The 20,674-nt window shown below is 61.3% G+C and carries 17 protein-coding genes and 2 pseudogenes; 3 read left to right on the top strand and 16 right to left on the bottom strand.

The window, feature by feature from the left end:
* The first annotated feature begins 106 nt into the window (after positions 1-106).
* The gene (gene smpB, locus ACTG4K_RS10850; protein ID WP_439114219.1) at positions 107-601 is read left to right on the top strand and encodes an SsrA-binding protein SmpB; all 495 of its coding nucleotides are present in this window, start codon (positions 107-109) and stop codon (positions 599-601) included.
* A 48-nt stretch (positions 602-649) separates the two neighbouring features.
* On the opposite strand, the gene ACTG4K_RS10845 is transcribed toward smpB, so the two are convergent.
* The 15 genes and pseudogenes from ACTG4K_RS10845 to ACTG4K_RS10775 all read right to left on the bottom strand — a co-directional run bounded on the left by ACTG4K_RS10845 (position 650) and on the right by ACTG4K_RS10775 (position 18,520).
* Positions 650-1,750: an enoyl-CoA hydratase/isomerase family protein gene (locus ACTG4K_RS10845; protein ID WP_439114218.1), complete on the bottom strand. Its 1,101-nt coding sequence runs from the start codon at positions 1,748-1,750 to the stop codon at positions 650-652.
* Between the two features lie 36 nt (positions 1,751-1,786).
* Positions 1,787-2,797, bottom strand: coding sequence for a DMT family transporter (locus tag ACTG4K_RS10840; protein ID WP_439114217.1), 1,011 nt, complete (start codon positions 2,795-2,797; stop codon positions 1,787-1,789).
* 83 nt (positions 2,798-2,880) lie between these two features.
* On the bottom strand, positions 2,881-4,698 hold the full coding sequence (gene typA, locus ACTG4K_RS10835) for a translational GTPase TypA (RefSeq protein ID WP_439114216.1): 1,818 nt from the start codon (positions 4,696-4,698) through the stop codon (positions 2,881-2,883).
* Positions 4,695-5,684 (bottom strand): tRNA pseudouridine(55) synthase TruB, encoded by a 990-nt coding sequence (gene truB / locus ACTG4K_RS10830; RefSeq protein WP_439114215.1) that lies wholly within the window; start codon positions 5,682-5,684, stop codon positions 4,695-4,697. The genes typA and truB overlap by 4 nt, the downstream gene beginning before the upstream one ends.
* Positions 5,685-5,686: 2 nt before the next feature.
* Entirely contained in the window at positions 5,687-6,061 is a 375-nt protein-coding gene (gene rbfA / locus ACTG4K_RS10825) for a 30S ribosome-binding factor RbfA (RefSeq protein ID WP_304834246.1), read from the bottom strand.
* Between the two features lie 24 nt (positions 6,062-6,085).
* A pseudogene (gene infB / locus ACTG4K_RS10820) lies at positions 6,086-8,272 on the bottom strand (translation initiation factor IF-2); the annotation flags it as partial.
* A gap of 410 nt (positions 8,273-8,682) precedes the next feature.
* Positions 8,683-8,986: pseudogene (locus ACTG4K_RS10815) on the bottom strand (translation initiation factor IF-2 associated domain-containing protein); the annotation flags it as partial.
* Positions 8,987-9,017: 31 nt separating this feature from the next.
* On the bottom strand, positions 9,018-10,517 hold the full coding sequence (gene nusA, locus ACTG4K_RS10810; protein WP_439114214.1) for a transcription termination factor NusA: 1,500 nt from the start codon (positions 10,515-10,517) through the stop codon (positions 9,018-9,020).
* A 75-nt stretch (positions 10,518-10,592) separates the two neighbouring features.
* On the bottom strand, positions 10,593-11,183 hold the full coding sequence (gene rimP / locus ACTG4K_RS10805; protein ID WP_439114213.1) for a ribosome maturation factor RimP: 591 nt from the start codon (positions 11,181-11,183) through the stop codon (positions 10,593-10,595).
* A 265-nt stretch (positions 11,184-11,448) separates the two neighbouring features.
* Positions 11,449-11,658: a DUF2788 domain-containing protein gene (locus ACTG4K_RS10800; protein WP_439114384.1), complete on the bottom strand. Its 210-nt coding sequence runs from the start codon at positions 11,656-11,658 to the stop codon at positions 11,449-11,451.
* 15 nt (positions 11,659-11,673) lie between these two features.
* Positions 11,674-12,474: a DUF2189 domain-containing protein gene (locus ACTG4K_RS10795; protein ID WP_439114212.1), complete on the bottom strand. Its 801-nt coding sequence runs from the start codon at positions 12,472-12,474 to the stop codon at positions 11,674-11,676.
* A 362-nt stretch (positions 12,475-12,836) separates the two neighbouring features.
* Positions 12,837-14,465 carry an ABC transporter ATP-binding protein gene (locus tag ACTG4K_RS10790; protein ID WP_439114211.1) on the bottom strand — a complete coding sequence of 543 codons (1,629 nt, stop codon included), beginning with the start codon at positions 14,463-14,465 and terminating at the stop codon, positions 12,837-12,839.
* The gene (locus ACTG4K_RS10785; RefSeq protein WP_439114210.1) at positions 14,462-15,499 is read right to left on the bottom strand and encodes an ABC transporter permease; all 1,038 of its coding nucleotides are present in this window, start codon (positions 15,497-15,499) and stop codon (positions 14,462-14,464) included. Before ACTG4K_RS10785 ends, ACTG4K_RS10790 begins: the two co-directional genes overlap by 4 nt.
* Positions 15,499-16,524 (bottom strand): microcin C ABC transporter permease YejB, encoded by a 1,026-nt coding sequence (locus ACTG4K_RS10780; RefSeq protein ID WP_439114209.1) that lies wholly within the window; start codon positions 16,522-16,524, stop codon positions 15,499-15,501. Before ACTG4K_RS10780 ends, ACTG4K_RS10785 begins: the two co-directional genes overlap by 1 nt.
* 148 nt (positions 16,525-16,672) lie before the next feature.
* Entirely contained in the window at positions 16,673-18,520 is a 1,848-nt protein-coding gene (locus ACTG4K_RS10775) for an extracellular solute-binding protein (RefSeq protein WP_439114208.1), read from the bottom strand.
* Between the two features lie 38 nt (positions 18,521-18,558).
* Between ACTG4K_RS10775 and fabI the strand changes: the two genes are divergently transcribed.
* On the top strand, positions 18,559-19,356 hold the full coding sequence (gene fabI / locus ACTG4K_RS10770) for an enoyl-ACP reductase FabI (protein ID WP_439114207.1): 798 nt from the start codon (positions 18,559-18,561) through the stop codon (positions 19,354-19,356).
* 104 nt (positions 19,357-19,460) lie between these two features.
* Positions 19,461-20,342: a DNA ligase gene (locus ACTG4K_RS10765; RefSeq protein ID WP_439114383.1), complete on the top strand. Its 882-nt coding sequence runs from the start codon at positions 19,461-19,463 to the stop codon at positions 20,340-20,342.
* A gap of 102 nt (positions 20,343-20,444) precedes the next feature.
* Here the strand turns inward: ACTG4K_RS10765 and ACTG4K_RS10760 are convergent, their stop codons facing one another.
* Entirely contained in the window at positions 20,445-20,660 is a 216-nt protein-coding gene (locus tag ACTG4K_RS10760) for a YdcH family protein (protein ID WP_439114206.1), read from the bottom strand.
* Positions 20,661-20,674: the final 14 nt, after the last annotated feature.

The following is a 20,674-nucleotide window of genomic DNA, read 5'->3' as shown; positions in this document are numbered from 1 at the left end:
CCGGTTGGTCTTAGGGCTGTCTATGCCGTGTGCAACCAGCGCCTGAGCTCCGAACCCCATTGTATGGGCCTTGTATGTTTCACCATGCGGCCCCACCTGAACCCCCATGGCCACCAAATCCAGCAAATCGACCACTGTTAAAGGCGCAGACAGCCGCATCGCTGACAACAAGAAAGCCTTTTTCAACTACGCCATTGAAGAGCGCTTTGAAGCGGGCATGGTGCTGGAAGGCTGGGAAGTGAAAGCCCTGCGCGAGGGCAAAGTCCAACTCACCGATGGGTATGTAGTGATCCGGGAGGGGGAGTTGTTCTTGATCGGTTGCCAGATCAACCCGCTCAATACCGCATCCAGCCACATATCGCCCGACGCCGTGCGCACCAAGAAGCTGCTGCTGCATAAAGAACAGATTCGCCGGCTGATCGGAAAAATTGAGCAGAAAGGCTTCACGCTGGTGCCGCTGAACCTGCACTGGAAAAATGGCAAGGTCAAATGCGACATGGCGCTGGCCAAAGGCAAGGCCGAACACGACAAACGCGACACCATCAAGGACCGCGAGGGCAAGCGCGAAGTGGAGCGCGCCATGAAGAGCCGCCAGCGCTGAGCCGCTTCCGCCACGCAGCCCCGCCAAGCGGTTGCGCTTGGGGTGGGTTCAGGCCAGTGCGCGAAGCGGGTGCGCGTGATCGGGCCAGGGGCTGTCAAAGAATGCGCTCACCTGCGCTGGCGTGACATCTTCAACCCGGGCCGGATTCCAGCGAGGCTGGTGGTCCTTGTCCACAGCCAGCGCACGAATGCCTTCCACCGTTTCGCTGGCGGTCCCGGGCCGCAGCTGAAAACAACGTCGAACCAGACCCCGCTCCATGCGCAAATCGTCGGCCAGGCCCATGCCGCGCGCGCGGCGGATGTGTTCCAGCACCACGTGCAACATCAGCGGCGAGCGCTTGCGCAGAGTGGCCAGCGTGTTGCGTGCCCACTCTGAGTCGGTGCCCGCCAGCGCCGTCGCGATCTCGCGCACGCTGGGCAGGCTGAAAATGCGGTCTACCTCGGCGGCTGGCCATGTGCCGGGCGCCGCAGTGGTGTTCAGGTGGCTGGCACACCAACGTTCCACCGAAGCACCGTTTTCAAACGGTGTCTGCTCCAGCGAACTCCACAAGCCTGCCAGGCGCCCCGAGTCGATGAAGCCGTCGGCAAGACCTGCCGCCATGGCCTCGCGCCCGCCCAACACCAGACCGGTGAGCGCCAAGTATTCACCTACGCGGCCTGCACACCGGCTCAAGAAATACCCACCGCCCACGTCCGGAAACAGGCCAATGCCCGTCTCCGGCATCGCCAACTTGCTGCGCTCTGTCACGATGCGCAAGCTGGCGCCTTGGCTGATACCCATGCCGCCGCCCATCACGATGCCGTCCATCAGGGCGATATAAGGCTTGGTGTAGGTGTGAATCAGATGGTTGAGCGCGTACTCCTCGGTAAAGAAGTCTTCCAACTCGGGGTTGCCACTCAAGGCAGCCTGGTGAAAGAACCGGATATCGCCTCCCGCGCAAAAGGCGCCAAACGGACCGTCCTTGTTGACACCGCGTACCACCACAGCCAACACGCGCTCGTCGTCTCGCCAGGCGAGTAATGCATGTGTGATGGATCGGATCATGCCGAGCGACAGTGCATTCAGCGCCTGCGGTCGGTTCAAAGTGAGACAACCCACCCGGCCACGCCGTTCAGCGACAACGTGGTTTTCTGAAGAAAGCGTGCTCATGGTCATGATCCTTGGTGGAAGGTGGGCGAAGTCAGGTCAGAGCCTGGGCGGGTTCAGGGTCTGTATGCGCGGGGTGCCCGTGCGGGAGCGCCAGCCCAGCAACTCGTTCACGAGCAAGGCACCCATCACAAGGCTCCCGCCCAACAACACCTCGGCTGCCGGCTTTTCATGGGCCCATAGCCAGGCCAGCAGAATGCCAAATACGACTTCCAGCAGCGCCAGCAGCGAAATTTCAGGGGCTTTAAGAATTCGGGCACACACCACAGACAGCGTGCAAGGAATGGCCAGCTGGAACAGACCAAGCAAAGCCAGCCAGCCCACGTCCGAGGCGGTGGCCGCAAACGGCAATGCCAGAGGCAGCGTGAGCAGCGCCGAGATGACGGCACCCAACAAAACCGAAGGCACCAAGTCGATCTTTTCGCCCTGCGACTGGCTGCGTTGCACCACCGTCCAGTTGATGGCTCCCGCCACCGGCACACAGAGTGCCACCAGGGAACCCAGTACCAGGTCCGAAGCACCAGCCGATGCATCGCTGAATGCCGCGACCATCTGGCTACCGTACATATACACAATGCCAGCGCCAGCGACCACAATCGCCAGCCAGGTGCGCAGCGGCAGGCGCTGGCCAATGGTGAAGCGCGCCACCAGCGCGGTGAACAACGGCCCCGCAGCAAGGATGATCAACACATTGGCCACGCTGGTGAAAGTCAGGGCCAGCATGAAGGCGGTGAACATCACGCTCCAGCAAGCGCCTGAAAGCCAAAACGCACGGGATTCAGGCAGCACACCCCAATGCCGGTGCGTGAAGCGTCCAACCAACGATCGCTCGGCCAGCGGCTGCGCAAGGCGGGACCCGCTGGCGTGGCGCCAGATCGGGAGGATCAGAAAGAGCGACAGCACTGTGAAAGCGCTGCGCCAAAACGTGACTTCAAAGCGGGCCGCAGACTCCAGCTGACGTGAAACCACGCCAGCGGTAGACCAGAGGAATGCGACCAAAACCATCAACACCACGGCCTGTGTGTGGCTCAGCTGGCGAGAAGAGGGCATGTCGTTACTCTGGAAAAACAGGCACCAGCGAACAAGCGCCACAGGATGCGCCGCCCATCCAGGGCGACGGTCCCTAGCGTCGATCACTTGTTGCGCTTGCGATCGCCTTCTTTCAGGAAGCGCTTGCGCAGACGGACGGACTTGGGCGTGATTTCCACCAGCTCGTCGTCTTCAATGAACTCGACGCCGTATTCCAGGTTGAGGTCGATCGGCGGCGTGATCTTGATCGCATCTTCCTTGCCCGACACACGGAAGTTGGTCAGCTGTTTGGTGCGAGTGGCATTTACGATCAGATCGTTGTCACGGCTGTGGATACCGACGATCATGCCTTCGTACACAGGGTCACCAGCTTTCACAAACATGCGACCGCGGTCGTCCAGCTTGCCCAGGGCGTAGGTGAATATTTCACCGTCGTCCATGGATATCAGCACACCGTTTTTGCGGCTGGCGATGTCGCCCTTGTGCGGCTCGTAGCTGTCGAAGATGTTGGAGATCAAGCCCGAACCACGGGTCAGGTTCAGGAATTCGTTGGTGAAACCGATCAGACCACGCGCAGGGATGCGGTACTCCAGGCGCACGCGGCCACGACCGTCCGGCTCCATGTTAGCCAGCTCACCCTTGCGCTCACCCAGCGCCTGCATCACACCCCCCTGGTGCTGCTCTTCAATATCGGCTGTTACCAGCTCGATGGGTTCGTGGCGCACGCCATCCACATCGCGGAACACCACACGCGGCTTGGAAACGGCCAGTTCGTAACCTTCGCGGCGCATGTTTTCCAGCAAAATGGTCAGGTGCAATTCGCCGCGACCCATCACCTCGAAGATGCCCTCTTCGTCGGTTTCCTTCACACGCAGAGCCACGTTGGACTGCAACTCTTTTTGCAGACGGTCCCAGATCTGGCGGCTGGTGACGAACTTGCCTTCACGGCCAGCCAGTGGGCTGGTGTTGACGCAGAAGTTCATCGTCAGGGTGGGCTCGTCCACCTTCAACATGGCCAGTGGTGCCGGCGTCAGCGGGTTGGTGATGGTCACGCCAATACCGATCTCGGCAATGCCGTTGATCAGCACAATTTCACCTGGACCGGCTTCGGTGGCTTGCACGCGGTCCAGACCCTGGAAGGTCAGCACCTGGTTGATGCGGCCTTTGATGGACTTGCCATCGGGACCTTCCATGACAAGCACGTCCATGTTGGGCTTGATCGTGCCCTGGCTGATACGACCCACGCCGATACGGCCCACGAAAGTCGAGAAGTCGAGCGCCGAGATTTGCAGCTGCAACGGTGCTTCTGGATCACCTGTCTGAGCGGGCACGTGGTTGAGCACGGTTTCGAACAAGGCCGACATGTCAGGCCCCCACTGCTCGCCGGGAGCGCCTTCCACCAACGAAGACCAGCCGTTGATACCGGAGGCGTACACGACCGGGAAGTCCAACTGCTCGTCGGTTGCACCGAGCTTGTCAAACAGGTCGAAGGCAGCGTTGACCACCTTGTCTGGGTTGGCGCCGGGCTTGTCCACCTTGTTGACCACCACGATCGGCTTGAGACCCAGAGCCAAGGCCTTTTTGGTCACAAAGCGGGTTTGTGGCATGGGGCCTTCTTGGGCGTCGATCAGCAGCACCACGCCGTCCACCATGGACAGCGCACGCTCAACCTCGCCACCGAAGTCCGCGTGACCGGGGGTATCGACGATGTTGATGTGGGTGCCTTTCCAGCTCACGGCACAGTTTTTGGCCAGAATCGTGATGCCACGTTCTTTTTCGATGGCATTGTTGTCCATCACCGTGTCTACGACCTTTTCGTGTTCGGCGAAGGTTCCAGACTGGCGAAGCAGTTGGTCCACCATGGTGGTTTTGCCATGGTCAACGTGGGCGATGATGGCGATGTTGCGGATTTGTTTGCTCATGATGTGAGTTCCGGTGAGGTTTCCAGGATTTGCTGTATTTCGATGGGGCTCAGCAGCCGCCCCGGGACCAATTCGCCGCCTTCGGTGTGGGCACTGCCCAGCAACACGCGGTCGGTTGTTGTTTCGTTGGATGCGCCCGGAGCAGGTCCGAAAACAGCTACCCGCGCTTCGTTCGGCCAGGCGCCCCGGCGGCGCACACCGCTCAAAAAGCGCCCTGCACTTTCCGCTTCGAGGGACACCGGGGTGTAGCCTTCCAGCAAGGTCTGCACCGGCAGCAACCTGCCCAGACGCTGTGCTTCGGTGGCAGCTTCCAACGCCTCCAGCGTGGTGCACTGGCTGGCGTCAAATGGGCCGGTCGCCTCTCGGCGCAGCATGGTCAAGTGACCACCACAGCCCAGAGCTTCGCCAATGTCTTCGCCCAGCGTACGAATGTAGGTGCCTTTGCTGCAGCGCACCCGCAAACGCAGGCTGGGATTTTCTCCCGTGAGCTGCATGTCCAGCAACTCCAGATCATGGATCACCACGTGGCGCGCTTCGCGCTCAAGCGTTTCACCCTCACGCGCATATTCGTAGAGAGCTTTGCCGTCCTTTTTGAGCGCGCTGTACATCGGTGGCACTTGGGCAATGGGACCCATGAAGCGGTCAAGCACCTCGACCACCTGGCCTGGCGTGCAGGTCACCAGCCGGGTTTCAATCACCTCGCCCTCGGCGTCGCCCGTGGCCGTTTTCTGCCCCAGACGTACCGTGGTTTCGTAGGTTTTGTCGGCATCCAGGTGGATCTGGCTGAACTTGGTGGCTGCACCGAAGCACAGGGGCAGTACGCCCGTGGCCAGCGGGTCCAGCGTGCCGGTGTGCCCGGCTTTTTCGGCGCGCAGCAACCACTTGGCCTTTTGTAAAGCCTGGTTGCTGGAAAGCCCCAGCGGTTTGTCAAGCAACAGCACCCCATGCACAGGGCGCCGCTGCACCCGTGTGCGTGGCGCGTGCATGGTCAGTCCTCCTGGGCGCGAGAAGACACAGCCTTGGCGATCAAGGCGTTCATGTCGGCCGCACGCTCGGTGGTGCGGTCAAATACGAAGTGCAAGGTGGGCACCGTGTGGATGTGCAAGCGCTTGAACAGACCGCTTCGCAGGAAACCTGCAGCGGTGTTCAGTCCCTGCAAGGTTTCCTGGGGGTCGCCTGTGAGCAGACTAAAAAACACCTTGGCATGGGCGTAATCGGGCGTGACCTCGACCGCATTGATCGTGACCATGCCCACCCGCGGGTCTTTAAGCTCGCGCGCGATCAGCTCCGTCAGATCGCGCTGGATCTGATCGGCCACGCGAAAACCGCGGTTGGGAGTGGATGACTTCTTGCGGGTTGCCATGGTGCTTGTGTTGCCAGTGCGCGCTTACAGCGTGCGGGCCACTTCCTTGACTTCGAAGAACTCCAGCTGATCACCTTCTTTGATGTCGTTGTAGTTCTTGAGCTTGATACCGCACTCGAAGCCTTCTTTGACTTCGCGCACGTCGTCTTTCAGGCGCTTGAGCGTGTCGATTTCGCCGGTGTAAATCACCACGTTGTCGCGCAGCAAACGGAAGTGTGCATTGCGGTTGACCATGCCCGAGGTGACCATACAGCCCGCCACGGTACCAATCTTGGTCGCCACGAATACCGTGCGAATCTCGGCAGAACCGATGACTTCTTCGCGCTTTTCAGGCGCCAGCATGCCGGACATGGCCGCTTTCAATTCATCCACGGCGTCGTAAATGATGTTGTAGTAGCGCAGGTCAACGTCATTGCCTTCGGCCAGCTTGCGCGCGCCCACGTCGGCACGCACGTTGAAGCCGATGACAACCGCCTTGGAAGCGATGGCCAGGTTGACGTCGCTTTCGCTGATACCGCCGACACCGGCAAACACCAGCTGAACCTTGACCTCATCGGTCGAGAGCTTGAGCAGTGATTGCGCCAGCGCTTCTTGCGAACCCTGCACGTCGGACTTGACGATGATGGGCAACACCTTGACTTCACCGGCAGAGATGTCGGTGAACATGTTTTCCAGCTTGGCGGCCTGCTGACGCGCCAGCTTGGTGTTGCGGAACTTGCCGGCACGGTAGGTGGCAATTTCGCGAGCACGGCGCTCGTCGGTCATTACCATAAAGTCGTCGCCCGCTTGTGGCACTTCGGACAGACCCTGAATTTCCACCGGAATCGAAGGACCTGCAGATTTGATGGTTTTGCCGTTTTCGTCCAGCATGGCGCGCACACGGCCCGAGGTTTGTCCCACGAGCACCACGTCGCCGGTTTTGAGCGTACCGCTCTGCACCAGCACGGTGGCCACCGAGCCGCGGCCCTTGTCCAGACGCGCTTCAATCACCAGGCCCTTGGCCATAGCTTCTACAGGGGCCTTGAGTTCCAGAACCTCGGCCTGTAGCAGCACCTGTTCCAGCAGGGCGTCAATGCCTTCACCGGTTTTGGCTGACACGCCCACAAAGGGCACGTCACCGCCGAACTCTTCGGGCACGACCTCTTCGGCCACCAGCTCGGAACGCACGCGCTCCAGGTTGATGCCCGGCTTGTCGATCTTGGTCAGTGCAACCACGATCGGCACACCAGCGGCTTTCGCGTGCTTGATGGCTTCCTTGGTCTGGGGCATCACACCGTCGTCAGCAGCACACACCAGAATGACAATGTCGGTCGCTTGTGCACCGCGGGCTCGCATGGCGGTGAACGCCTCGTGACCGGGGGTGTCCAGGAACGAGACCATGCCGCGTGGCGTTTCCACGTGGTAGGCGCCAATGTGCTGCGTGATACCGCCGGCTTCGCCTGCGGCCACTTTGGCCCGACGGATGTAGTCCAGCAACGATGTTTTGCCGTGGTCAACGTGACCCATCACGGTCACAACAGGCGCTCGTGGCAGCAGCTCGCCTTGCAGCTGGGTCGAATCATCGTCGGTAAAGGCTTCTGGATCGTCCAGCGCCGCCACCACCGCTTTGTGGCCAAGCTCTTCCACCACGATCATGGCGGTGTCCTGGTCCAGCGGCTGGTTGATGGTGACCATCTGGCCGAGCTTCATCAGTTGCTTGATGACCTCAGACGACTTCAGGCTCATCTTGTGCGCCAGCTCTGCGACCGTGATGGTCTCGGGCACATGCACCTCGATGATCTTGAGTTCGGTCGGGGCCACAAAATTGCCCTGGCCATGGTCGCTGCGTGAATCGCGGTCACCACGGCGACCACCACCACCTCGGGGACCACCGCGCCAGTTGGAACGACCGGCACTGGTGTCGCCACGGGTCTTGATTTCCTTCTTCTTGGCGGCGTCGTCTTTCCAGGTGGAGGACAGATTCTCGGACTTGACTTCCTTCTTGCCCGCAGCGCTTGGCGCCGCAGGAGCGCCAGCTACTGCGGCGGGCTTGCCAGGCGTACCGGCAGGCTTATGCAGCGTGCCCTTGATACCGGCTTTGGGATCGGGTGTAGGCTCTGGCTTTTTGGCCACCATGGTTTTGGCGGGAGCCGCCATCATGGCGCGGATGTTCGCCGCTTCAGCCTCGGCTTTGCGGCGGCGCTCCACCAGATCTTGCGCACGCAATTCTTCGGCGCGCTTCACTTCGGCGTTCTTGTCGGCCAGCACGCGCGCGGCGGATTCGCGCTCCAGCGTTTCCGTTTTCACTTGGGCGCGCTTTGCGGCATCGGCAGCCAGACTTTCCTCGGTCGGCGCGCTCGGTGCCTCGATCACGGCGGCAGCCTTGGCGGCGGCAGCAGCTTCCGCAGCAGCTGCGGCCTGTGCGGCTTCGGCGGCTGCGCGGGCTTTTTCAGCCTCGGCCTGCCGGCTTTCTTCTGCTTCGCGGTCGCGGCGCTTCTGGGCCAGTTCCTCTTCCTGGCGACGCAGCAACTCCGCCTGTCGGCGGGCATCTTCCTCGCGCCGCGCCAGCTCGGCCGTGTCCACCACCGAAACGGGTTGCACCGCTTCAATCAGTTCTGCAGTCGCCTCTGGCGCCACGATTTCATCGTCACGTTTGATGAAGGTACGCTTTTTGCGCACTTCCACCTGAATGGTGCGCGCACGCCCGGTGGCATCGGCTTGTTTGATCTCCGAAGTGGACTTCTTCACCAAGGTGATTTTTTTGCGCTCGGCACTGGCCGTGCCGTGGCTGGCCTTGAGGTGCCCCAACAGCATTTGTTTGTCCGCTTCTGAAAGCGGATCGGCTCCCGAGGTCTTGGGCACCCCGGATGCGGAGAGTTGCTCCAGCAAAAGGGAAGTGGGCTTGTTGAGCTCGGCAGCCAATTCGGCGACGGTGGTACTGGTCATAAGTTCTTTTCTCCGCTGGGGCCTCCGCTGGTCAGGTCGTGGGTTGCGCTTCGTCACCGGCGAACCAGTGAGCGCGGGCCAGCATGATCAGCGCGGTAGCCTCTTCAGGCGTTTGTCCGGTGATGTCGGTCAACTCGTCGGTGGCCAGGTCGGCCAACTCGTCACGGGTGTGGATACCGCCGTCGGCGAGCTTGGCCACCAGCTCCAGGGTCACGCCGCTGAGGTCGCGCAGGTCTTGCGAAACTTCTTCAACGCTTTCTTCCCGGGCGAGTTCCATGGTGAGCAAGGCATCCTTGGCACGGGTGCGCAGCTCGCTGACGGTGTCCGCATCGAACGATTCGATTTCGAGCATTTCCTGGATGGGCACATAGGCCACTTCTTCAAGGCTGGTGAAACCTTCCTCGATCAAGATGTCCGCAATTTCCTGGTCTACATCCAGCTTGGCCATGAATATCTTGCGAATGCCGTCGGACTCTTCGGCCTGCTTTTGCGCTGACTCGTCAGCAGTCATGATATTGATGCGCCAGCCAGTCAGCTCGGACGCCAGCCGCACGTTTTGTCCACCACGGCCGATGGCAATGGCCAAATTTTCCTCATCCACCACCACATCCATGGCGTGGCGTTCTTCGTCCACCACAATGGACTGGACGTTGGCGGGCGCCAGGGCACCAATGACGAACTGGGCCGGGTCTTCGCTCCAGAGCACGATGTCAACACGCTCACCAGCCAGCTCGTTGGTCACACCGTTAACGCGCGAACCGCGCACACCCACACAGGTGCCTATCGGGTCAATGCGCTTGTCCAGCGTATGCACGGCAATCTTGGCACGCGAACCGGGATCACGGGCGCAGGTTTTGATCTCCAGCAGACCCTGCTCAATTTCAGGCACTTCCAGGCGGAACAGCTCAATCATGAACTCGGGCGCGGAGCGCGACAGCAAGATCGGCGCACCGCGCAGCGTCAGGTCCACCTCCATGATCATGGCGCGCACACGGTCGCCGCTGCGGAAGTTTTCTTTCGGGATCATCTCGCTGCGACGCAGACGCCCTTCGACACGGCCACTTTCCACAATAAGATCGCCCTTGTCCATGCGCTTGACGGTGCCGACAAAAATCTTGTCGCCACGCGACATGAAATCGTTCAGCAGCATCTCGCGCTCGGCATCGCGAATCTTTTGCAAGATCACCTGTTTGGCCGCCATGGCACCTATGCGGCCAATCGGCACGCTTTCCACGGGCTTCTCGATGAAGTCACCCTCTTCAATGTCCGCAAGTTCGTCGCGCGCATCGGTCAGCAGCTCTTCGGCATCGGGATTTTGCAGACCAGCCTCGTCAGGCACGACCAGCCAGCGGCGGAAGGTCTCATAGGAACCATCGTCCGGATTCATGGCCACGCGGATGTCCACGTCGCCCTTGTAGAGTTTCTTGGTGGCCGAGGCCAGCGCCAGCTCCACCGCACCGAGCACCACGTCGCGCTCGACGTTCTTCTCGCGGGAGATGGCATCAATCAGCATCAACATTTCGCGGTTCATTTACTCGCCACCTTTCCGGATATCTTTTTCAGAATCAACACAGTTTTTTGCATTCGTTTGCGCGCAGCGCACAAGTCATTCGACCTCAGCAGCACCCGGAGCCTGCCGACCCTTGAAACTCACAATGGGTGCTAGCCGTGCCTGCTGGATATCCTCCAGCGCGAACACCAGCGCCTGCAAAGGCGGTGGCACACGCTTCTTGCTCACGCGCACACCCGGCTTGACTTCAGGCGCATCACTCCAGACCACCTGCCACTGCACACCATCTTCAGCACGCTCAAGCGTGCCACGAAATTTTTTCCGATTGGCCGATACGTCGGAAGCGGTCACGCCAATCGGCGCCTTCAAGGTAAGGTCTACCACGTGACCTTCGAACCGCATATAGTCGATTTCACGCTTGAGAGGTCGATCGATACCCGGGGAGCCCACCTCAAGCCGGCGGTACTCAAGCCCCTCCACCTGCAGCAGGTACTGCAACTGGCGTGTGATTTTTTCACAATCCTCAACAGTGACAAAACGCTCCACCGGAGCATCTTCACCCACCTGCGGCGCCTGCCAAGGCCAGTCAATGGTGACGCGCAATAAACCACTGCCGGAGCGATCAAGCTCCACCAGGTCAAAACCCAGCCCAGTGACGGTTTGCTCTACGGTTTCTTGCCAAGCCATTGTGTGTGGTGTCTGCCCTAAGGGTTTGCGTGGGTGTAAAAGCGTTCGGCCAAAAAAAATGGGCCGGTAGTAACCCGCCCATTTGGTCGTGAAGCTCGCATTGTAACCCGGTTAAGGGCCAGTTTGCAAGATTCGCGGAGGTTCTGCGAGCGTGTGTTGTGCCGTTCACCACGGCGCGGGCTGCCGCCATCTGAACCCCCGCATTCGCTGAGCGACGGGCACCGAACTTTTGGCACCGACCAGGCTAAAAACCTTGGACAACAGATCACATGCCCAGAACCCATTGAATGATGTTCTTGGCCACGAATCCCAGCATGCCAAATGAGAGCACCAAAAACAAAATGAAGGTGCCGAACTTGCCTGCCTTGGATTCCAAAGCCAGATTGAACACGATGAACAGCATGTACAAAATGAAGGCGCCCACACCGAAGGTGAGGCCGAATTGGGCGATCTGCCCTTCCGTGTAGCCGAACAGGGTGGTTTCCACGGCTCAGCCCCCCCGCATGGGTTCGCTGCCCATAGGCAGCGAGGGGGGGCGCTGCGTGAGGTCGCAGTAGGCGTGCCAACTGGCATGGGCGATGAGCGGAATGACCACAACCAGACCCAGCAGCGCGGTGAACATGCCCACACCCACCAGCGCTCCGATCAGCACGGCCCAAAAAGCCATGGGCGCCGGGTGGTTGGCCACGGCGCGCCAGCTCTCTGTCACTGCAACGCCAACGGGCACCGGTGTGTCCACCAACATGGGGATGGCCACCACGCTGGATGCAAACACCGGCGCCGCCAGCAAGGCGCCCAGCAGCAACCAAGCCTCAAACAGGCCAATTTCACGCACCAGCACCACATGGCGCAGGAAATCGATGGGTTTGTGGATGGGCTCAGGCGACCACAGCGTGATCAAACCCGCCGAGGTGAGCACCCAGCCGGTACCGGCCAGTCCAAGCAGCAACCCAAAGCGCACGAGGCGCCCGTCGCCCGTGCGCCACAGGGCAATCACCTCTGGCATGCCCACGCAGCGCCCGCTGTTGCAAGCCCGACTCACGTGGTACAGGCCGGTAGCCAAAATGGGCGCGACAATGAGAAAGCCCGAGAATGCGCCGGCCAGTAGCCAGAACTGGTCGCGCGCGCCCCACATCAGGACCCAGCCACCGACGGCCAGAAGCACCCCGTGCCAAAGCCCCGGCGCTGGGTTGCGGCGCAAGTCGGCCCAGCCCCGCGCCAGCCAGCGCAGGGGTGATCCCAAGGAAACAGGGGCGGGCATGTTGGGCGCAGAAGATGGGTGGTCGTTCATTCGAATTTCCATGGGGCACATTGGCCAAGCGGAACCCGCTTTTATAGTGGGTTGGCGCCGGCTGGGGGTTGATAAAAGTCAAGTATGACCTCGACACTGGAACAACCTTGCGCGGTTGAGGCCGCGCTAGCAGGCTGCTGAAATACTGGTTTCGAGTCCTAATTTCGAATGCTGTAACGGTGGCTGGCCCCTTGAGGGTCTCGAAAAAATCGCTTGCCGTTCGTTTTCAGCGGTCAATAATTTTTCGTTCTGGGCTGCTCGGAGGTATTTCAGCGGCCTGCCAGGGGCCTGCGCGGCAGAGGGCATTAGAGCGAAACGGGTGCATAGACCCGGGTAAGGGGCAAGCGCGGGCAGCCAGCCGTTCAAGCTGCGGCTTGAACCAGCGTGCATGTGTAGGGATGGGCCGGCCGCTCAAGCACCTGCTGTACCGTGCCGTGCTCGACCACCTGCCCCTCTTTCATGACGAGCACATCGTGGGCCATGGCGCGAATCACGCCCACGTCGTGCGTGATCAGCAAATAGCTCAGCCCGCGCTCGCGCTGCAAGCGTTGCAGCAGCGCAAGCACTTGTTTTTGCACCGTCACGTCGAGCGCGCTGGTGGGCTCGTCGAGCACCAGCACTCGCGGGCCGACGATGAGCGCGCGGGCAATGGCCAGGCGCTGGCGTTGCCCACCTGAAAACTCGTGCGGGTAGCGCTGCAACCAGTCACCGGCTTGGCTGGGGTCTTGCACGAGCCCCACTTCGGCCAGTGCGGCCACCACGCGTTGGCGGCGCTCGTCTTGCTGCAGATCGGGCTCGTGAACGAGCAGACCCTCACCCACGATCTGTTCGATGGTCATGCGCGGAGAGAGTGATGAAAATGGGTCTTGAAACACCACCTGTATGCGTTGGCGCAGCGCTCGGCTCTGCCCTTTTCGCTGTGCCTCGGCCCAATCGGTACCCGTGACTTGCAGGCTGCCCTGGTGAGGCAGCAGGCCCAGTGCAGCCAGCGCCAGGGTGGACTTGCCGGAGCCGGACTCGCCCATCACGCCCAGCGTCTGACCGGGCGCCAGCTCCAGATCGGCGCCCTGCACCGCCACATAAGCCCCCTTTTTGAACCAGCCTTTGATGCCCGGCACCGGTACGGGATAGCTGACCCGCATTTGCCGGGCCTGCAGCACCGGCGGCGCAATGGAATCGGCCATGGCTTCCACCACATCGCGTTCGGGGGTGCTGGCCAGCAACATCTGGGTGTAGGGGTGTTGCGGCGCGGCAAACACATCAGCCACAGCGCCCTGCTCCACCAGCAGCCCGCGCTCCATCACCGCCACGCGGTCGGCGAAGCGCCGGACCAGATTCAGGTCGTGGGTGATCAGCAATACGGCCATGCCGTGCTGGCGTTGCAAGTCAGCCAACAAATCCAGTATCTGGCCGCGCAGGCTGACGTCGAGCGCCGTGGTGGGTTCGTCGGCCAGCAGCAGCTTGGGCTGGCTGGCGAGCGCCATGGCAATCATGGCGCGCTGGCGCTGACCGCCGCTGAGTTGGTGCGGGTAAGCGCTGGCCCGGCGACCCGGCTCGGAGATGCCGGTGGAAGCCAGCAGCTCCACAGCGCCGGCGAGTGCCTGGCGCGGGGTGAAGCCTTTTTTGAGCTGCAGTACCTCGGCAATCTGGTCTCCCACGGTGTAGAGCGGGTTGAGCGCCGTCATGGGCTCCTGGAAAATGATGGCCACCTCGTCACCGCGTACACCGCGCAACTGGTGTTCGCTCATTTGCAGCAGATCGCGCCCCTGCAACAGGGCCGAACCGCTGACTTGCGCGTTGTGAACCAGGCGCAGCAGCGAAAGGGCTGACACGGTTTTGCCTGACCCAGACTCACCCACCAAGGCCAGCTTTTCACCGGCAGCAATGGAAAAGTCGATGTTGCGCACCACAGTGTGCTCGCCGAAGGACACGCTCAAGCCGCGGACCTGAAGCAGCGGTGCCTGGGCCACCGTGTTTGTGGGAATGCTCATGTGTCGGCCTTTCGCGGATCGAGTGCATCGCGCAGCGCGTCGCCCATGAAGGTGAGCAACAGCAGCGTGATCACCAGCACCGCAAAGGTGGACATGGAAATCCACCAGGCGTCGATGTTGTTTTTGCCCTGGCTCAGCAGCTCGCCCAGCGACGGTGTGCCCGGTGGCACGCCCAAGCCAAGAAAGTCCAGCGAGGTGAGGGCCAGGATGGCCGCACTCATTCGAAACGGTAGAAAAGTGACCACCGGCGTGAGGCTGTTGGGCAGGACGTGGCGCCAGATGATCTGCCAGCTGGACAACCCCATAGCCCGGGCCGCGCGCACGTAGTCGAGCTGGCGGTTGCGCAAAAATTCGGCGCGCACGTAGTCGCTCAGGCCCATCCAGCCAAACAGGCTGAGCAAGATCAGCAGCAAACTGATGCTGGGCGCAAATACAGCCGAAAAAATGATGAGCAGGTACAGCTCGGGCATGGAGCCCCAGATCTCAATGAACCGCTGGAAGGCCAGGTCGGTCTTGCCACCAAAAAACCCCTGGATGGCACCGGTGACCACGCCCAACAGCACACCGATGACGGTGAGCGCCAGCGCAAACAGCACGCTGACGCGAAAACCATAGATCAGCTGCGCCAGCAGGTCACGGCCCCGGTCGTCGGTACCCAGCCAGTTGTCGCGCGTGGGCGCTGAAGGGTTGGGCTCTTTGGCGAAGTAATTGAGCGTCTTGGGGCCGTAGGGGTTGGGCGCGTACACGGCCCAGTTGTTGCCCCGGGTGATTTGCTCACGGATGTAAGGGTCCAGGTAGTCGGTGGCGGTTTCAAAGTCACCGCCAAAGGTCGTTTCAGGGTAGTCCTGCACAATGGGAAAGTAGGTTTTTCCCTCGTAGTGCACCACCAGCGGTCGGTCGTTGGACAGCAGCTCGGCAAACAGGCTGGCGATGACCAGCACGCAGAAAATCACCAAACTCCAGTAGCCCAGGCGGTTGCGCTTGAAGCGCTGCCAGGCCCGGCGGGAAGGCGAAGCGGAAAGGGTATTGGCCATCAGTCGAACTTCACGCGCGGGTCCACCCAGACGTAGCAGAGGTCAGAAATCAGTTTCGTCACCAGCCCGATCAGCGTGAACAGAAACAGCGTGCCCAGCACAACCGGATAGTCTCGCCGTATCACGCTCTCAAAGCTCAACAGACCCAGACCATCGAGCGAGAACAGCGTTTCGATCAGCAGTGAGCCTGCAAAAAAAGCACCGATGAACGCACTGGGAAAACCGGTGACGATGGGGATGAGGGCGTTGCGGAAAATGTGTTTCCACAGCACCTGGCGCTCGCTCAGACCCTTGGCCCGCGCCGTCATCACGTACTGCTTGCGGATTTCTTCGAGAAAGGCGTTTTTGGTCAGCATGGTGGTGACCGCAAAACTGCCCAGCACCATGGCGGTGATGGGCAGGGTGATGTGCCACAAATAGTCCACGATCCGTGCCGCCCAGCTGAGCTCTTCCCAGTTGGATGAGGTGAGCCCACGCAGCGGAAACCACTGCAGCTGGCCGCCAAAGATCACCAGCAAGGCCACGCCGAGCACAAAGCCGGGAATGGCGTAACCAACGAGTACCAGCAAGGTGGTGACCAGATCAAACCGGGAGCCCGCGCGCACCGCTTTGGCTACGCCCAATGGCACGGCCACCAGGTAGCTGATGAAGAAGGTCCACAAACCCAGGCTGATGGACACGGGGAGTTTTTCCACAATCAGCTCGGACACCGCCTTGTTTTGGAAAAAGCTGGTACCCAGGTCAAACCGCGCAAACTGCCCGACCATCTGGAAAAAACGCTCATGGGCTGGCTTGTCAAACCCATACAGCGCCTTGATTTGCTCCAGTCGCTGCGGGTCCACCCCTTGAGCGCCGCGGTACACCGAACCGCCTTCGGCCGAACCGCCCTGCCCGCTCCGCGCCTCGGCCAGGTACTGTTCCACCGGGCCACCGGGCACAAACTGGATCACCACGAACGTGAGCAACAAGACCCCGAACAAGGTCGGGATCATGAGCAGAAGGCGCTTGAGGATGTAGACCCACATGGATGCTTTCAACCGATCAACATCAAACAGCGGTGGCGTGAAAGATATACACGCGCCAGCAACACTGCGGAATTGGCAAGGCCGGGCCACCAGTGTCGCGCCTTGGTGGGTGGAGCGTCTGGGCGCAGCGAGTTGGCAGTGGGTACCTTCATGGCTTGCTCCACCAGGTGTCGATCGCCCAGGTTTCACCGGCCGCATAGGGCGGCATCTCTGCTGGCTGGGCCAGCCGCCAGCCGTTGTACACCAAACGGTGCGTGGTGGCAGACCACTGCGGCACCAGGTAGTGGCTGTGGCTGATCACGCGGTCCAGCGCCCGGCAGGCGGTCAAAAAATCGGGTTTTGATGGCGCATTTGACATGCGGGCAATCAGGGCGTCCACCGCCCGGCTGGACACACCGGCAAAGTTGCCCGAGTCTTCCGTTTTGGCGGCCTGGCTGCCAAACAGGTCGGCGTATTCCGCGCCGGGGTTGTGGGTGCCACCGTAGGCGATGGAAATGATGTCGAAATCAAACGTGCGCAAGCGCTGCTGGTACAGCGCAAAGTCCACTGGGCGGAACTTGAGTTCGATGCCAAGTTTTTCCAGGTTGCGGGCCCATGGTGTCACCACGCGCGCGCCGGTTTCGTTGCTGTCCAGGTATTCCAGCACCATCGCTACGCCCTGGGCATTGCGCAGTTGACCGCCCTGCACCGTCCAGCCGGCCTCGCGCAGCAAGGCCTGCGCCCGCCGAAGGTTGGCCCGCAGCGAGCTGTCACCGTCGGTGCGGGGGGGCACCAGCATTGGGCCAAAGGCGGCCGGTGGCAGCTGTTCGCGCCAGGGGGCCATGAGCGCGAGCTCTTCGGGGCTGGGGGTGCCGGTGGGAGAGCAGTCGGTATTACCAAACAAACCCTGCACGCGTTGGTAGGCGTTGTAGAACATCTGGCGGTTCATCCACTCGTAGTCCATCGCCAGACCCAGGGCCTCACGCACGCGCAGGTCCTGCAAGGGCGCACGCCGGGTGTTCAACACGTAGCTTTGAAAACCGGTGGGCAGGCGGTGTTTGAGCTCTGCTTTGACGAGTTCACCGGAATCAAACCGTTTGCCGTTGACGCGGCGCGCCCAGTCGCCGGCTGAAAAGAAGCGCATCAGATCAAATTCACCGGCTTTCAGCGCTTCAAGTTTGGCGGTGTTGTCCCGGTAAATTTTGACCAAAATACGGTCGAAATTGGCACTGCCTCGGCGCACGGGCAGGTCGCGCGCCCAGTAGGCCGGGTCGCGCACATAGGTGATGTCTTTGCCAAACTGCACCGGGCCAATTTTGTAGGGACCGCTGCCAATGGGCGGGTCCATCACCACCTGGTCAAAGGTCTTGCGTTGGCCGGTTTTAGGGTCGGTGGCATTGCCCCAGTCCCGGCTGAAAACCGGTAAGCCGCCCACCGTCAGGGGCAGCTCACGGTTCGCCTTTTTGAAACGGTAGCGCACCGTGCGCTCATCGAGCACGTCCAGCCCCGCCACATCTTCCAGGATGGTTTTGAACGCGGGCGAGGTGTGCGGCCCCATGAGCGTGTCAAAGCTGTGCTTTACGTCGGCCGCCAGCACCGGGTCCCCGTTGTGAAAGCGCGCGTTGCGGCGCAGCCGGAACGTGACGGACAAGCCATCGGCTGCGGCGCTCACATCTTCGGCCAGCAAGCCGTAACCGGCACCGGTCTCGTCCAGCGCGCCCACCAGCAAGGTGTCGAACATCAGGTTGGACAGGTAGGCTGGCGCGCTGCCCCGCAGGGTAAACGGGTTGTATTTGTCGAAGGTGGATACCCGCAGGTTGCTCACCAGCCTGAGTTCGCCCCCTTTAGGCGCTGCGGGGTTGACGTAGTCAAAGTGAGCGAAGCCGGCGGGGTATTTCAGGTCGCCCCAGAGCGCGTAACCATGGGCTGCCCATGCAGCAGGACTCGCCACCGCCAACCATGCGGCAAACACAGCCGACGTGGCACGGGGGGAGAGAAACTGGCGGATGAAGCACATGCGACAATTCTGCTGGAATTTTCTTTGGAGATTGAACAATGGGTTTTCTCGCAGGCAAAAAATTGCTGATCACGGGCGTACTGTCCAACCGCTCGATCGCCTATGGCATCGCCAAGGCCTGCCACCAGCAGGGCGCCGAACTGGCGTTCAGCTATGTGGGCGAGCGCTTCAAGGACCGCATCACGGAATTTGCTGCCGACTTCGATTCGAAACTGATCTTCGATTGCGACGTGGGTTCCGATGAACAGATCGAAAAAATGTTCGCCGACCTGTCGCTGGTCTGGCCCCAGTTTGACGGCTTTGTGCACAGCATCGGTTTTGCCCCGCGCGAAGCCATTGCTGGTGACTTCCTGGACGGCCTCTCGCGCGAGAGCTTTCGCATCGCGCACGACATCAGTGCGTACAGTTTCCCGGCGATGGCCAAAGCGGCGCTGCCGATGCTGAACCCAAAATCCGCCCTGCTCACCCTGACCTACCTGGGCGCTCTGCGTACGGTGCCCAACTACAACACCATGGGCCTGGCCAAAGCCAGCCTGGAGGCGTCGGTGCGTTACCTGGCCGAATCGCTCGGTCCCAAAGGCATGCGCGTCAACGGCATCAGCGCCGGCCCCATCAAGACCCTGGCCGCCAGCGGCATCAAAGATTTTGGCAAGCTCTTGGGCATGGTGGCCAGCGCGTCGCCACTGCGCCGCAACGTGACCATTGAAGACGTGGGCAACGTGGCCGCGTTTCTGATGTCCGACCTGGCGGGTGGAGTCACCGCCGAAATCACCTATGTGGACGGTGGCTTCAGTCACACCGCGGGCGTGAGCCGCGACAGCGACGCGGTGGCCTGACCCACAAGCAGACCGCAGCCATGAACTTCCTCCTGGCTGCACAACAGTTTTGGGCAACGTCAGCTTCCACAGCGCGAAAACGAAGCTTTGTGGGTCATCGCGTGCTGCTGCTTGCCGGGCTTGCCTTGGCACTGGTTTGGCCTGCCGCCCCAAGCTGGGCCAACCCAGCCCAGGCGCCAGCGCTCATGCTGTCGGGTGTGTACCGGCCAGGCACACCGCTTGAAGCCTACTGGCTAAGCGAAAAATACGACGGCCTGCGCGGCTACTGGGACGGACAGGCCCTGCTGACACGGGGTGGTCAGACCGTGCAAGCACCCAGCTGGTTCACCGCCGACTGGCCAACGGTACCCATGGACGGCGAGCTTTGGGCAGGTCGTGGCCGGTTTGAACATGCGCTGTCCACCGTGCGCCAGCAAATACCCGACGACGAGAGCTGGCGCACTATCCGCTTCATGGTGTTTGACCTGCCGGCGCACCCCGGCACATTTACCCAACGCATCAGTGCCTACCAGCAACTGGTGGGCCAGCTGGCTCAACCATGGGTGCAGGCGGTGCCGCAAGAAAAAGTCAACACCCATGCCGATCTGATGAAACGCTTGGACCGCATGGTGCGCGATGGCGGCGAAGGCCTGATGCTGCACCACGGCGAAGCGCTGTACCGCGCGGTGCGCAGCAACGACCTGCTGAAAGTGAAAACCCACGAGGACGCAGAAGCGCGGGTGACGGGCCACCTGCCCGGGCAAGGCAAATACGCCAACAGCCTGGGTGCGCTGCAGGTGCAAACACCCGACGGCCGCCGGTTTCGGCTGGGGTCCGGCTTGACCGATGCGCAGCGGCACAACCCACCCGCTGTGGGCGCCTGGGTGACTTACCGCTTTCGCGGCCTGCACGCCAGCGGCCTGCCCCGATTTGCCAGCTTTGTGCGCGTGCGGGACGACATGAACACGCCCCAACCCGATACGCCCTCAACACCTCGCCAGCCCTGACGGATGAACGCACCCCTCAGCCGCCGGACTGAAGGCGCAAAAAAAGCCCCTGAAGCCGCCGGTGGTACAGCTTCAGGGGCCTGGGGCCCTATGCGGCCTGTTTCAGGCACTCGCCTTGCGCAAAATGCCATAGAGCTCGTCTTTGAGCAGCAGCTTTTCCTTCTTTAGCTGCTCGATTTGCAGCTGGGAGCCGCTTTCAATGCCGGACTCCATGTTCTTGATGGTCTGGTCCAGCCCGTTGTGTTTGTCAAACAGCCGGGTGAAGTGGTGGTCGTGCCCTTTGAGTTGCGTAATCAGGTCGCGGTATTCGGGAAACATCCATGTTCCTTTCA

The organism is Hydrogenophaga sp. (assembly GCF_965657535.1).
In the GTDB taxonomy this organism is placed as follows: domain Bacteria; phylum Pseudomonadota; class Gammaproteobacteria; order Burkholderiales; family Burkholderiaceae_C; genus Hydrogenophaga.
The sequence above is the reverse complement of the archived record's forward strand: the minus strand, read 5'-3'. Positions and strand labels throughout refer to the sequence as shown.

What these genes read in the sequence shown, in the direction of transcription:
- ACTG4K_RS10840 (WP_439114217.1), bottom strand. Translation starts at nt 2,797, where the DNA reads ATGCCCTCTTCTCGCCAGCTGAGCCACACACAGGCCGTGGTGTTGATG.
- ACTG4K_RS10775 (WP_439114208.1), bottom strand. Translation starts at nt 18,520, where the DNA reads ATGTGCTTCATCCGCCAGTTTCTCTCCCCCCGTGCCACGTCGGCTGTG.
- smpB (WP_439114219.1), top strand. Translation starts at nt 107, where the DNA reads ATGGCCACCAAATCCAGCAAATCGACCACTGTTAAAGGCGCAGACAGC.
- ACTG4K_RS10845 (WP_439114218.1), bottom strand. Translation starts at nt 1,750, where the DNA reads ATGAGCACGCTTTCTTCAGAAAACCACGTTGTCGCTGAACGGCGTGGC.
- ACTG4K_RS10785 (WP_439114210.1), bottom strand. Translation starts at nt 15,499, where the DNA reads ATGGCCAATACCCTTTCCGCTTCGCCTTCCCGCCGGGCCTGGCAGCGC.
- fabI (WP_439114207.1), top strand. Translation starts at nt 18,559, where the DNA reads ATGGGTTTTCTCGCAGGCAAAAAATTGCTGATCACGGGCGTACTGTCC.
- ACTG4K_RS10760 (WP_439114206.1), bottom strand. Translation starts at nt 20,660, where the DNA reads ATGTTTCCCGAATACCGCGACCTGATTACGCAACTCAAAGGGCACGAC.
- nusA (WP_439114214.1), bottom strand. Translation starts at nt 10,517, where the DNA reads ATGAACCGCGAAATGTTGATGCTGATTGATGCCATCTCCCGCGAGAAG.
- ACTG4K_RS10795 (WP_439114212.1), bottom strand. Translation starts at nt 12,474, where the DNA reads ATGAACGACCACCCATCTTCTGCGCCCAACATGCCCGCCCCTGTTTCC.
- rimP (WP_439114213.1), bottom strand. Translation starts at nt 11,183, where the DNA reads ATGGCTTGGCAAGAAACCGTAGAGCAAACCGTCACTGGGCTGGGTTTT.
- rbfA (WP_304834246.1), bottom strand. Translation starts at nt 6,061, where the DNA reads ATGGCAACCCGCAAGAAGTCATCCACTCCCAACCGCGGTTTTCGCGTG.
- truB (WP_439114215.1), bottom strand. Translation starts at nt 5,684, where the DNA reads ATGCACGCGCCACGCACACGGGTGCAGCGGCGCCCTGTGCATGGGGTG.
- ACTG4K_RS10780 (WP_439114209.1), bottom strand. Translation starts at nt 16,524, where the DNA reads ATGTGGGTCTACATCCTCAAGCGCCTTCTGCTCATGATCCCGACCTTG.
- typA (WP_439114216.1), bottom strand. Translation starts at nt 4,698, where the DNA reads ATGAGCAAACAAATCCGCAACATCGCCATCATCGCCCACGTTGACCAT.
- ACTG4K_RS10790 (WP_439114211.1), bottom strand. Translation starts at nt 14,465, where the DNA reads ATGAGCATTCCCACAAACACGGTGGCCCAGGCACCGCTGCTTCAGGTC.